This window comes from Clostridium sp. DSM 8431, from assembly GCF_900116755.1.
GTDB lineage: Bacteria > Bacillota > Clostridia > Clostridiales > Clostridiaceae > Clostridium.
The window spans coordinates 1-14,065 of sequence record NZ_FPBY01000094.1 but is presented as its reverse complement, the minus strand read 5'-3'; the positions used below and the strand labels follow the sequence as shown (position 1 = coordinate 14,065).

Here is a 14,065-nt window from a genome sequence, read left to right as displayed (position 1 = left end):
TTAAAGAAAAATCAAAGGAACGTTATAAAATAGAAGCAAAAAATAGTGAATTAAAGCATAGACATGGATATGATATAGCATCATCTTCAGGTCTAATTGCCATGAAAATGCAAGGTGCGTTAGCAATATTCACGGTAAATGTTAAAAGAATATTGAAGTTATTAGGATAGAAATCCTAATCAAGCACAAAAAACTAAACAAAAAGGGAGTTAATGTAACTAAAATTTATTAGTTTAATTAACTCCTTTTTGATTTTGGAATAGCGCACTAGAAAAACTTAAAGTTTTTCAGTGCCCTCATGATATAGTAAAAAAATCATTCATACACATCTCTTTTAATACTTTAAATGAATTACTTGTTATCCTCACCTATTAAATAAATTAATCCTTCTGCCAAAGTTTCTCCCCAGCACAGATAGTCGTGTCCACTTCCAAACTCCTCAAACTTAACCTTATAATCTAGTTCTTTAAGTATATTACTAAATTCTATATTAGTATTTATCATACTAACTTTAGGCTCTATTTTTCCTACATTTATAAAAAATTTAATATCTAACTTTTTAGCTTCTCTGAACTTTTGGCCAAGCCATACTTCTTTAGATGAAGAGTCATTTTCTCTTTCATACCAATAAGAACCAGACTGTGATAAAACATTGCCAAATATATTAGAGTACTTTAATCCCATATATGATGCAGCTAAGCCTCCTAAGCTATATCCACCTATTACATTATCCTTAGAATTTGCTGAGATATTACACTTGGTCTTTATAAATTCTATTACCTCTTCCCCTAAGAATTTACTATAGTCATCATTACACTTTAAGTTTTCTCCTCTATCTTTAGTAGCATCAATGAATACTGCTATTATAGGTGGTATTTCTTTTTTATGTATCAAGTTATCTAATACATTCTGTGCATTTAATATATTTATATACTCAAAACCATCATTAAGCATTAGTAAACCATAAGTTTTATTTTCTTCATATAAAGCAGGCTTGTATAATGTAATATTTCTTTCTTCACCTAACACATTACTATATAAACTAAAGCTTTCTAAGCTCCCTTTAGGTGCAGATAAATCTTCTTTTATCCATACTTGTCTTTTTGATTTTTTCATAACAGCATAAGGAACCATTCTATACTTATCGCTTACCTTACCAGTAAAGTTTAATTTATTATTATTGAATTCATCATCCTGAACATTCTTCCATCTTCTTTCCCAATCATTATTTAAGGGATCATCAGGTGAAAATTGATAGCTGAAACTTATATCATTTTCAACTTTATATGATATATACCATAAATCCGTATCTGGTACTTTATTCATTTTACAATTTTCAAGCTTTCTCATTCCTACTGGTGGAATTAATACTACATTTTTTAATGGCTTCTTTTCCCTATATACAAGGGTTACTAATGAGTTATCTTCATCCCCTTGAATTTCTTGAATTAATGGTGCACCTTCTTTTTTAAGTTTTACCCAAAACTTTTCAAGCAACTCCTTTTTACTTTCTCTAGCTTCTATTATTTCTTTTATTCTGTCATCTATTAAATCTACTCTTTCCATAATTACCACTTTCCCATTTCTTATTTATATGTATATTTTAAACCATATAAAAAAAGGAAGCACTATTAAATCAAACTTCCTTTAAATCACATTTTTAATTGTCAAATCTATCTACCCTAAATAAATTTAAATCTTCACATTCTTCTCCCTTATATAATTTAGTAAGCATCTGACCACCTAAAATGGCAAATAATATCCCATTAGCTCCATATCCAAGGTCAAACCATAACTTTTCATTATTAGGTTCTTTACCTATAAAACCCAAGTTATCTTGAGTAGAAGTAAATGCTCCACAATACTTATATTCTATTTCTATATCCTTAATCTTTGGAAACATAGTCTTTAAGTGACCTTCTAATATATCATATTTTTCCATGTACCTTATAATCATATCTTGTAGATACTGTAACTCCCTCTTCATTATAATGAACTCCTGTTACTTCAGTATTTTCATATACTTTAAGCCCGTTATCCATGGCTACCTTTAATAATTCATGAGTAAATTTATATGGATCTATTTCAATTCCTCCATTTACTGCATATAGCCCTGCTTTCATATCAAAACTAAAAGGATTACTTTCTTCATTCATATATAAAACATCAAAGCCATTTTCTTTTCTTATTTCATATTCTTATCTTATCTGTGCTATATCACTATTCTTTGCTGTATATAAAAGTGTATCCCTCTCTATACAATCGAAATTATTGCCATGTTCCTTTACAAACTTTTTAATTTCTCCAAGAGCCTCTATTCCAAGTCTATATGACTTTATTATGGCATCATAACTTGTATACTCTTCAAGTTCCCTTAAAGTGGAATCTAATTCATATTGAAGTAAAGCTGTTGTTATACTAGTACTTCCATAGCCCACAATATTCTTTTCCAAAATTACTGATTTAATATTATTTTTACTAAGATAATACCCAAGTATACTGCCTGTAACACCACCAACAACTATTATTACATCAGTTTCTATATCTTTATCTAAATATGAAAATTGCCTTGGAACTTTATTAATCCTAGCAAAAATAGAATCTCCTTGTACAAACTGCAAATTCATATAGAAGCCTCCTAATTTTTTATCTGATAAAATTAATATTTCCAAGGCAATATAATATTATTCCAAACTTAAATTATAAACTTTAATAGGAAAATCAATCCTACTATTATTGTTGTTACACTTACTTCTTTTCTTCTTCCTGATAGTACTTTTAATACTATGTATGAAATTACTCCAAACACAATACCATCAGAAATACTATAAGCTAATGGCATCATTATTATTGTTAAAAATGCTGGTATAGCTTCTGTATAATCTGTTATATCTATCTCTTTTATAGGTTCAATCATGAATAACCCTACTAAAACTAAAGCTGAACATGTAACGGCTGATGTTATAGCTCCAAATATAGGTGCAAAGAATAATGATAATACAAACATAACTGCTGTAGATACTGCTGTTAAACCTGTTCTTCCGCCTTCTGCAACTCCTGATGCGCTTTCAACGAATGTACTTACAGTACTTGTTCCAAAACATGCTCCAAGTGTTGTTCCTACTGCATCAGCAAATAAAGCTTTTTTTATATTCGGAACTTTTCCATTTTCATCTAACATATTTGCTTTTGTTGCAACCCCAACTAATGTTCCTATTGTATCAAACATATCCATAAATAGTAATGTAAATAAAACTATAAGCATATCTAATGAAAATATATTATGCCATTCAAATTTCATAAATACTGAACTTATTGATGGAGGAGCACTTACTATTGCTGTTGGCATAGGTGTTACTCCTAATGGGATTCCTATTATTGCTGTAATAAGCATTCCTAAAAATAATGCACCCTTTACATTCTTAACTAAAAGAATTCCTGTTATTAATATTCCTATTATTGCAAGAAGACCAGAACCACTTGTTATATTACCAAGTTCTAAGATTGTCCCCCCATCTTCTGGATGTACAATAACTCCTGCACCTTGAAGTCCAACTAATGCAATAAATAATCCAATCCCAACTGATATAGATTTTTTTATATTTTCAGGTATAGAATCTACTATAGCTTCACGAACATTAAATAATGTAAGAAAAATAAATATAATACCTTCTAAAAATACTGCTGTTAATGCAAACTCAAATGAATATCCCATTCCAAGCACTACTGTATAAGCAAAAAATGCATTTAAACCCATTCCTGGAGCTTGTGCAAATGGAAGTTTTGCGTATAATCCCATTATTAATGTTGATATTACTGCAGATAGAGCTGTTGCTGTAAATACTGATCCACTATCCATTCCAGCAGCTGAAAGTATACTGGGATTTACAACCAAAATATAAGCCATAGTCATAAAAGTTGTTATACCTGCAATTACTTCTGTTTTTACATTTGTATTATTTTTAGTAAGTCCAAAATAATTATCAAGACCACTCTTCTTTTGTGTACTGTTATTCATATGTAACCACTCTTTCGTTGTTTTTTGATACTTTATTATAGTAATACGGTTTTCGACACTTTTCAATAGTTTTTATGAATATTTTTTACTTTTTTATATTTTATTTTCGTTTTTATTTCTTTTATCGAATCTTTATATACATTTTTTCTTTAAATTGTTCGTGTTTTTATTATATAAATTTAATTTTATCTATAATCTTTTTCATCTCTTCCTGCTTTTCTTTAGATAGACTTAAAATATATTTTTTTAAATAATTGCACCATTCTTCTTCATATTGATCTTCTAAACTTCTATCAATAAAATACTTATACAAAAGTGCCATTTGTATATCCTGAATATTATTAAAATAATAATAATATTCATCATTAAATAAACAATCACTATGAAACATATCTACTATATCTTGTAAGGACTTAAAGTTAGAATTAATGATTTCTGTCTTTTTGCTTATACTAGTACATTCTCTTATTTTCTCTGTATATTTTCTAAACATAAAATCACTAAGTTTCTTTCCATCTACATATTCTATAGTCTCTTTTTCTTTTTCTATAGGTATAGTTATAAATATTTTTCTTACAGCATCATCTTCTTTTAATATATTATATATAAATTCAAAATCATTCTGAATAATATAGCTTGCATATCTAAATAACTCTTCATCTTTTATCTCTAATTTATTTAAAAGTCCTTTTAGACCCTGAATAAACTTTTCAAAAGATTCATCTAAAGATAAATTTTCATACTGATATTTAATTTGAAGCACATCATTTTCTGTTAATTCTAAGTCAAGTAAATCTCTATCACACATAAACCTTCCTAATGCATTTATTAGAGTTAACTCAAAGATATTTATTAAAAGTTCTTCATATTTTTCATCATAACTTTTTAATAATTTTCTTAATTTCTTTTCTGCAAATTTATTACAAAACTCACTTTCGAAATTTAGTATTTTAAGGTATTTCTCTATATATTCTATCCCTTTATACTTCATAATATCCACTGGCAGCTGATAATCTATAAAGCAGGGAGTATCTTGTGATTTAAAAAATACATCGTATTTACTAAAGAAAACTGAAAGTCCATATTCTATAGTGTCATCATAAGAATAGTTATTAACCCTCAGTTTTTCTCTCTTTATTTTCTCAAATAGTATTCTATTTTCTTCTACTTTAGCTTTAATTAATTTTTCACCTTTATCTAATATACACTTTAAATTTTCACTTCTTAACTCATTTATTAATTTTTCCTCATCTAAGGTTTTCAAGTACATTCCTAAAGTATAGTCGATTCCAGTTAGTATACTCTCTGCCTCTTCTTCATTTATAGAACTACTTTCATTTTTAGTATAGTATACTAGTTTTTCCTTTAATAACCCTATTCTCTCATATAAAATACCTTCAACCTTTTCACTAGTTAATATTTTCTCTGATGCATAGCATTCTAATAACTTTAAAAGAAATAATTCACTACTTAAATTTCTTATATCCTCACTAAGTAGCCCCCTCTTTATTATCTTCATATTTTTCACCAATCCTTTTCATCATCTAAATTTAAATAATCTTTAACACCTCCTCTTATATTGTCCGCTATCTTATATAAAATTTTTCCTTCTAAAAGCTCTAAGGAACCTTCGCAATATCCATCAAAGAATCTCTTCATAATAGTTATAAGTTCATCATCACTTAGATAATCTAAAGTTTCATTCTTATAATTATAAAATATTTCAATAAGTTCACTAATAGTATCTACATAATTGGCCTTATAAATATAAGGTGAATCTGCAAAGTTTTTAATAATTTTAGTTACTATTTCTCCATTAAACTCAATTCTTCCACATTTCTTCAATGCACTATTTCTTGCACTAACTATTTCCTTAACATCCTTTTCTGATAATTTCAGTCCATACTCTTTCGTCATTTCATTACAATCTAATATCTCTTTTAATATTTTGTTGGCTAGATAATTACTTTCAAAAATTTTTATATCTTTTTTCATAATTCCCTCCAAAACAGTATTGACATTCGCCCTTTAATATGTTATTATAAAAGCAAGTGCCACTATATAGTTATAGTAGCACTTATTTTTTTATTGTCAATATTCTATCTAAAATTTTCAATAAATTCTTTCACTTCATTCAAATCTTTAAATTGCTTATCTGAATACTTCTTAATTCTATCATTAGCCTTAACTAAATCTTCAGCATGCAAACTCATCATCCTCGCATTATATGCTGCTTCAATACCTGCTGGTGAATCTTCAATTACGATACACTCCTCTGGTTTAACATTAAGCTTTTTAGCTGCTGCTAAAAATATAGAAGGATCTGGTTTAGATCTAACTACATCATCTGCACATACAATATCATCAAAAACTTCTTCTAAATTATGTATTTTAAGCTGCATCTCAAGTTTTGTTTTATGAGAAGACGTTGCTAATGCCATTTTATATCCATTATTCTTTAAGTATTCAAAAATTTCTAAAGCACCTTCCTTTACAGGTACCTTTCCCATATCAATAGCTTTCTTAAGCTCCTCATCACACTCTTTAAAGGCTTCATCTGCTGGAAAGTCCTGTCCATATATATCATATAAAATATCTATAATACTTCTTCTATCCCTTCCTATTAAAGTTACATAAATATCTTTAGTCATCTTATAACCAAGTCTTGCATATACATCAATAAATATATTCATGTAAATTCTTTCTGTATCAAATATTACTCCATCCATATCAAATATAACTGCTGTTTTTTTCATTATAACAACCCCTAACCTATATATTCTTTCTTAAATTATAAAGTTTTTTTGCCAGTCTGCAAAATTTATAAATAAACTTTCATTTTTTTCTAAATATTATATAATAAAAGCATAATATATTTTATGGGAGGTTTAGTTATCATGCATAATCAGCTAACAGAGGAAAATATTAAAAAATTAAGAGAAGAATTAGAATATAGACTTACCGTAAAAAGAGCAGAAATTGCTAAAGAAAAGTTAATTGCTGCTGCACATGGCGATAGATCTGAAAATGCAGAATATAAAGAAGCCTGCGCTAATTATAGAGAAAATGACAATAGGATACAATATTTATTATCTATGATTTCAACTGCAACTGTAGTTGATGACGAAGAAATTGATAATTCCGTTTTAGGAATAAATAAAAAAGCAAGAATTAAATTCGTTGATGATGATGACGAAGAAGTTATAACTCTTGTTACTACTATGGACTTAGATCCTGAAAATATGATGATAAGTATAGAATCTGACTTAGGTAAAGCTTTATCTGGAAAGAAAGCTGGAGATGTTGTAGAAGTAGATGCTCCAGGTTCAAAATATACTGTTGAAATTCTAGAAATTCTTTAAAAAAAGCTGAAGGCTATTTTAGCACTTCAGCTTTTTTTATATAAATTATTTTTTTGCCTTTTTTCTTGAACTTGCTAATGCAGTTGCACAGAATGCTAATATCATTATATATCCTATTATCATAGCTGGATCTGCTGTTTTTACAGATTTATTAGAATTATTTGATATAACTTGTTCATTGTTTTTATTATTTTTTGGTGCCTCTGTTTTTTTAGCATTATCTACATTATCATTTGATGCTTCTACTTCTTCAACTTTATTTACGTCATCTTTTGGTGTTTCTGTTTCTTCACCCTTATTTCCATCGTCTTTTGGTGTTTCTGTTTCTTCATCTTTATTTACATCGTCTTTTGGCACTTCTGTTTCTTCACCCTTATTCACATCATCTTTTGGCATTTCTGGTTCATTTGCTAATGAAGCAGTTACTTCTTTTCCATCAACAACAAGTTTTATATCAGAAAAAGTCACATCTGCATTTCTTGCTGCAAACATACCAACATAAACATTTTTAGAATCAACCTTAGTTAAAGCAAAATCAAATCCACCAGTAATAGCTTCTTCATTTCCAAATGTACATGCGTATCCATCTGAATTACTTTGAATTTTTAAATCAACTATTGAACCTGGTTCAAGAGAAGTATTTGAAATAGTTCCCCCTTGAGTTAATACGCCACTCTTTCTAGCAAAGCAGTTCCATGCACCAGCTGTTGTTATATTTAAAGGAGCAGCTGCTACATAATCTCCCATAGTGCTAGTAATGTTTTCATCAATATACATATCATCTCTAGCCATTAAACCAAATGAAACTTGATTATTTTTAGTTATTGAATTTATTTTAGCTTTTGCTGTTAAAGTGAAAGTGCTTGAAGATGGGACTTTGTAATAATACATAGCAATTCCATCTACTGTACTTGCAATCTTACCCTTATTACCACTAACTGCAATATTCATATTACCATCAGCATCTGAACCTAATGAGAAGTTATCTTTAGAAATTACTCCCCCTACATTTCCAAAAACAGTACCTTTCCATATACCAAAATCTTGCCACATTTCACTATCTTTTAAATTAGAATCATAAACTACTTCTACATAATCTGGATTCTTAACAAGATTGTCAGCCTTAATTGGAGCATTAGCTATCTTATCTGTTAAAACTGCATCTGAAAGAGTGTCAACATTTAATTCCTTAACTGTTTTAGCTACAAGATATGCATTATATCTTCCTCCCCATATATTAGTATGAGTATTATCTACACTTGAAGGATCTGAAGATGTCCACGCATGAAGATTTAAAGTTTCTGATGGACCTAATTTATCATATAGAGACTTAGTTAAAGATGTCATATCTATTACAGGAATATCTAATTCTTTACCAAGCTTTCTTATAGCTTCTGCATAATCTCCACCTTCGAATTCTCCAGCTGTTGATGTTACATGAAGATTTGCATTTGTCCAGTTTCCATCTGCAGTTCTTCTTACTATTGGAGTACATAAAACAACTTTACAACCCACCTTTGTAGCTGGTTCTATATAATTTTTATATAAAGAGTTCGCAAATGACCCTTCATCTTCATATGAGCCATTTGGATTTGTATATCTTGATACTTCTGTTTTTTCATCATTATGTCCAAAACCTATTATTAGATAGTCCCCAGCTTTCATACCATCTTTTAATGTTTTGTATTCTGCATCTTCAATATAGCTTTTAGAACTTCTTCCTGATAAAGCTAAATTCTCTACCTTAAAGTTATCTATATTGAAGTATTGTTGCAATTGAGTTCCATACCCATATCTTGGATAATAATAAGTATCATTAAACGCACTTACTGTAGAATCTCCTATAACCCATAAAGTCGATGGATTACTTTTTTCTTCAGCTTTTACATATGTTTTATCTTGAATTGTTATTCCAAAGATAGACATAAAAAATGCCATAGTAATTACTACTATTCTTTTTATTATTGTTTTCACGATTTTTTATCCCCCTTTATTTAAAGTAGCACTTGTTAAACGATTTCTTTTTAAAAATAATACATGTATACAAGTTTATTTATATTTTATATTATTTCATTCTTTTTTGTCAATAAAAAACAAAATAGGCTATATTTTTTACAATGTAGTCTATTTTCCAGAATAATTTATTATTAAAGCCCTTAACCTGCATACTAGATAATCAGTTCTCACTATTAAAGAAACTTAACTTTTAATGTCTTTAATATCTTAGATAGCTGAAAATCCCTATTTATCACGTTTTACTTACTTGAAAATTTTACATTTTACTACACATTAAAAAAAGAGCTATCATATTACTTATGATAGCCTTTTTCTAATAAATATACTTGTGCAAAAAACCTATGTGCAACAGATAAAACTACTGATCTTAAAAGCTCTGTTTCATTAGTTACCTTTGTTGCTGAATTTTCAGCTGAAAAATCTCTAGTTTCAAAAACTGATTTTATTGCTATTTCTAATTCTGTACAAAAATAATCGTAAGCTTTATCTAATGGATACTTCTCAATCTGAACTCTTATCATTTTACAAGTTTCTTGCAAGGTAAATACCTGCTTTAATACACATACTGTTATTAAGTATGCCACATGTTCTCTATTATATTTTTTATCTTTAGGATGAGAAACTATTTGTTGTTTAACATAGTTATTTAGCATTGTTGGCGTTAATACCTTTTCTCCTGTAAAGAAAGTAAATACATTAAAAATTCCCTCTATATATTCTATAACCTGGTCCTTATATAATGACACACAAGGAAGTTCATCATATCTTGGGAATTTATAATTTATAATTTTCTCTAAACTATATCCTTCTTGCATATCCTCCTCCTATTCAATTTTTAATTAATATTTTTTTATTGTCTGTATAGCAATACAGCCTGGCCCTCCTTGAGTTGTAAAAACTGGACCTAATTCATATATCTCAATATCAGCATTCTCAATTCTATTTCTTATAACTGCTGCTATTTCTTCTGCTTCTTTTTTATTACCTGCATGAGAAATAAATATTTTATGGCCTGAATCAATTCCAAATTTAATTAATTCATCACATACTTTATCTAAAGATTTTTTTAAAGTTCTCTTTACTGTAAATTTTACTAATCTAGTTGAATCTTCTGAAAGCATTACCACAGGAACAAGTTTAATTACACTTGCTATTCCACCAGCTACAGATGATAGTCTTCCACCTCTTACTAAATAGTCAAAATCTTTAGGAATTAAAAATGACTTGGATGATTCTATTAATTTGTTTAATTCACAAATAATCTCGTCTTTATTTTTTCCGTCAGATACTAACTTTACTGCAATATCAACTAAATATCTTTGTGGAGCACATAATGTCTTACTATTTATAACAGTTATTCTTTCAGAATTTTCACATATATTTTTAGCTGTACAAGCTGAATTAAATGTACCTGAAAGCCCATCAGCCATAGATATGTTTATTATATCATCTTCTGGATACTTCTCAAAAGCATTTATTACATTTCCAACTGCCGGCTGAGAAGATGTTGCTATATGCCCTCCATCATTTATTATTTCAATTAATTTTTCTGTACTTATCTCTTCATTCTCTACATAACTTTTCCCATCTACCATTACAGATAAAGGCACTATATCTATACCTTTTTCCTTACCTTCTTTTATTGAGTAAAGTGTTGATGAATCCGAAATTATTCTAATCATGCCTATTTCTCCTTTTTTAAGAAAGTTTTATCCATCTAAACAACGTAGTTTTTAAAACTACTTAATTTAGAATATCATTCCACAACTTTTTTGTCAATAACTTACTTGTTCTAAACAAAAAAATACTTATGGATACAAATATCCATAAGTATTCAAAAAATTATTTGTTAATTTCTTAACTCAAGAAGTTTATTTTTAAGTTGATCTTCTATATTCTTCAATTCAACTTCTGCTTCTTTTCTCTTTTGACGTCCTTCTGTTTGAATCTTCATTACTTCATCAAGAGTTGAAATTAGTGATTCATTAGTCTGTTTAAGCGTTTCTATATCTACTATACCTCTTTCTGAAGCCTTAGCAGTTTCAATAGTTGACATCTTTAATGTTTCAGCATTTTTACGAAGAAGTTCATTTGTCATATCAGTTACTTCACTTTGAACCTTAGCGGCATTTGCAGAGTGTGCTACACCTAGTGCTAAAACTATTTGGCTTTTCCATAAAGGAATTGTATTTACTATTGTAGACTGAATCTTTTCAGACATTAAAGTATCATTATTTTGAACCAATCTTATTTGAGGAGCCATTTGTAAAGATACCATCTTTGTAAGTTCAAGGTCATGTATCTTCTTTTCAAATCTATTACATAGTGCTAAAAAATCATTTACTGCTTGTGCATCTTCTGGTTGTCCTGTCATGGATGCTTTTTCTCTAAGCTTTGGAAGTTCTACTTCTTGAGCTTTAATTAATCTCTTCTTACCTGCAATTATATACATATTAAGCTCTTTAAAATAAACTTTATTTACTTCATACATCTTATCTAACATAGCTATATCTTTTAATAATTGTACTTGGTGATTTTCAAGAGCTGTACAGATATTATCTATATTGCCTTCAACCTTAGCATATTTAACCTTAAGCTGTTCAATTTTCTTTGCAGGCTTTTTAAATATTCCTAAAATTCCTTTTTTCTCTTCCACATTTTCAAAATCCTTTAGTTGAATTACTACGTTTGAAAGCATATCTCCAACTTCACCTAAATCTTTAGTTCTAACATTGTTTAATGCTGTTTCTGAAAAATCTGCTATCTTCTTTTGAGCTCCAACTCCATACTTTAATACAGAATTGCTATTTGTTAAATCTATTTTATCTACAAAGTCATCAACCATCTTTTTTTCTTCAGCAGTTAATGTACTTTCATCAACTATATCCTTTTTTTCATTTTGGACAGGTGTAATTTCTCCCACCTCTTCAACTACATCAAAAGATAGACTTGGTGTTACCCCAATATCCTCTTTAAAATTTTCATCCATTTTTATGCCTCCTTCTTATCTCTTCTTTTTTAGCTCATCATCAGTTAAACCTTCTTGAGAAAATAATGTTTCTAAAACTGAAATATCTGATGATACATCCATAGCCATATCAGCAAATAAATCATCTAATAATTTCTCAAATGCTGAGTTTATAAGATCTATACTCTTTTCTATTTCTAATTTTGCCTTTAGTATATTATCTCCTTGAACAAGCTGAGAATCTAATTCTTTATAGGAATTAACTAGCTTTAATGTCATAGGAAGATAATGATTTAAAAACTTTTTAACATCTGAAATATTTGTTTTATTCTTTTCTATGTTATTAAAGATAGCTGTAACTATCATTTCAAGTTTATCTAATTTAGCTGATATTATTTCTCCAGGGATTGCATCATTAGCCTCTCTTATCTGTCTTATATACTCTTTTCCAGATCGTATTACTGAACCAAGTTCACTTGTATCTTCTTTAGCTTCTTCTTTTTCCTTCTTTTCTTCTTCCTTACGTTTATAAAAAGCATCTCTTGTATTTAAATAATTTTCATAAACATGATTACCAAGCATAAAATATGTGTTTTCATCATCAATATAAGCTTCTTTAAACATATCAAGCTTTATCATTTTTTGAAGATCTTTAACTACAAATTTATTATCTTCACCTATAGATGAAGCTAAAGATTGAATTTTACAATAGCTTTTATCACCTATATACGCAGCATACTTTTTAAATCTCTTTATTCTTTTTCTAGAATTATTGCCTATAAAGGTTAAAGCTAAAAAGAACACAAATACAATAAAAAAACTTATAGCCATAATTTTACTTATATGAACATCATAGCTACTTGTTGATGCAAAAATACTTATTATCATTGCAAATGCAACAAGCCCTGAACCTATGCTTCCTAAAGTTCCAAATATACTTAATAAAGTGCTACTTATAAAACCTGCTGGTCTTTTTGCAACATATGGTGAAACAGCTTTTTTCTTATGAAAACCGAAATTACTCAAATCATTGTAATTATTATTTTCTTGTTTTTCTGCCTTTGAACCTTTATACATTCTACTAATATTATCAAATGTATCTTGAGCAAAATCCGTACTTCTGCGCAAATGATTTCTAACTTCATTTAATGCACTATTCTTTATATTTTCATAATTATCAATATAACCAAAAGCACTATCTACTGCATTTCTGATTTTATCTTCTATGTCAAAAAAGTCATTTCTTCTCATTAATTTCCCTCCAAAACACTTTCTTGTTATTACTAATTTTATTATATATTATTATTGAACAAGTTACAATTTTCCTATTTTCTTCTATTATACCTTTTTTCTTATGTAGACAGAAATATTTTTATTAGAATATAAAAAGGGGCTGTAAAAAAAGTCCTAAAAATCAAACGACCATACTAGCTCAAAAGCTTGTATGGTTGTTTTTTTCATATACTTATATTTTTTCATCTTTAATTTTTAAAACTGGGTTCACTTAATAAACGTCTCGTTATAAATAAAAAAATCAAAGTAATTTTTATGCAACGAGCATTTCACGGTTTAATTTATTATTATATTTATAAAGATTATAACCACAAGAAATCAATGTGAGCTCAAGAATTACATTATCAAGTCCTCGTCTAAACAACCTTTTGTAAGATCTATTCCATTTTATTATTCCAAATGTCCCTT

At 28.3% G+C, this 14,065-nt stretch carries 12 protein-coding genes and 2 pseudogenes; 2 read left to right on the top strand and 12 right to left on the bottom strand.

Features of this window, described 5'->3' with window-relative positions:
• Nucleotides 1-170, top strand: a pseudogene (locus BM384_RS10590) (IS5/IS1182 family transposase); the annotation flags it as partial.
• A gap of 181 nt (nt 171-351) precedes the next feature.
• Here the strand turns inward: BM384_RS10590 and BM384_RS10585 are convergent.
• From BM384_RS10585 to BM384_RS10560, 6 genes and pseudogenes are all read right to left on the bottom strand, one after another.
• Nucleotides 352-1,566 carry an alpha/beta hydrolase-fold protein gene (locus tag BM384_RS10585; RefSeq protein WP_090013500.1) on the bottom strand — a complete coding sequence of 405 codons (1,215 nt, stop codon included), beginning with the start codon at nt 1,564-1,566 and terminating at the stop codon, nt 352-354.
• Nucleotides 1,567-1,660: 94 nt separating this feature from the next.
• A pseudogene (locus tag BM384_RS10580) lies at nt 1,661-2,627 on the bottom strand (FAD-dependent oxidoreductase).
• A gap of 68 nt (nt 2,628-2,695) precedes the next feature.
• Entirely contained in the window at nt 2,696-4,018 is a 1,323-nt protein-coding gene (locus tag BM384_RS10575) for an NCS2 family permease (protein WP_090013499.1), read from the bottom strand.
• A 169-nt stretch (nt 4,019-4,187) separates the two neighbouring features.
• Nucleotides 4,188-5,537, bottom strand: a complete 1,350-nt coding sequence (locus BM384_RS10570) for a DUF6179 domain-containing protein (protein WP_090013497.1) — start codon at nt 5,535-5,537, stop codon at nt 4,188-4,190.
• A 5-nt stretch (nt 5,538-5,542) separates the two neighbouring features.
• Nucleotides 5,543-6,013 carry a DUF6323 family protein gene (locus BM384_RS10565; RefSeq protein WP_090013496.1) on the bottom strand — a complete coding sequence of 157 codons (471 nt, stop codon included), beginning with the start codon at nt 6,011-6,013 and terminating at the stop codon, nt 5,543-5,545.
• Nucleotides 6,014-6,117: 104 nt separating this feature from the next.
• On the bottom strand, nt 6,118-6,774 hold the full coding sequence (locus BM384_RS10560; protein ID WP_090013494.1) for an HAD family hydrolase: 657 nt from the start codon (nt 6,772-6,774) through the stop codon (nt 6,118-6,120).
• A gap of 141 nt (nt 6,775-6,915) precedes the next feature.
• Between BM384_RS10560 and greA the strand changes: the two genes are divergently transcribed.
• Nucleotides 6,916-7,380: a transcription elongation factor GreA gene (gene greA / locus BM384_RS10555; RefSeq protein WP_090013493.1), complete on the top strand. Its 465-nt coding sequence runs from the start codon at nt 6,916-6,918 to the stop codon at nt 7,378-7,380.
• 45 nt (nt 7,381-7,425) lie between these two features.
• Here the strand turns inward: greA and BM384_RS10550 are convergent, their stop codons facing one another.
• The 6 genes from BM384_RS10550 to BM384_RS18640 all read right to left on the bottom strand — a co-directional run bounded on the left by BM384_RS10550 (nt 7,426) and on the right by BM384_RS18640 (nt 14,051).
• A complete protein-coding gene (locus BM384_RS10550) occupies nt 7,426-9,354 on the bottom strand; it encodes a GDSL-type esterase/lipase family protein (protein ID WP_242946013.1) in 1,929 nt (642 codons plus the stop codon).
• A 335-nt stretch (nt 9,355-9,689) separates the two neighbouring features.
• A complete protein-coding gene (locus BM384_RS10545) occupies nt 9,690-10,211 on the bottom strand; it encodes a DUF1836 domain-containing protein (protein WP_090013491.1) in 522 nt (173 codons plus the stop codon).
• 24 nt (nt 10,212-10,235) lie between these two features.
• A complete protein-coding gene (locus BM384_RS10540) occupies nt 10,236-11,078 on the bottom strand; it encodes a DegV family protein (RefSeq protein ID WP_090013490.1) in 843 nt (280 codons plus the stop codon).
• A gap of 167 nt (nt 11,079-11,245) precedes the next feature.
• The gene (locus BM384_RS10535) at nt 11,246-12,385 is read right to left on the bottom strand and encodes a toxic anion resistance protein (protein ID WP_090013489.1); all 1,140 of its coding nucleotides are present in this window, start codon (nt 12,383-12,385) and stop codon (nt 11,246-11,248) included.
• Between the two features lie 15 nt (nt 12,386-12,400).
• Nucleotides 12,401-13,615: a 5-bromo-4-chloroindolyl phosphate hydrolysis family protein gene (locus BM384_RS10530; protein ID WP_090013488.1), complete on the bottom strand. Its 1,215-nt coding sequence runs from the start codon at nt 13,613-13,615 to the stop codon at nt 12,401-12,403.
• Between the two features lie 295 nt (nt 13,616-13,910).
• Nucleotides 13,911-14,051, bottom strand: a complete 141-nt coding sequence (locus BM384_RS18640; RefSeq protein WP_347455062.1) for a hypothetical protein — start codon at nt 14,049-14,051, stop codon at nt 13,911-13,913.
• Between the last annotated feature and the right edge of the window lie 14 nt (nt 14,052-14,065).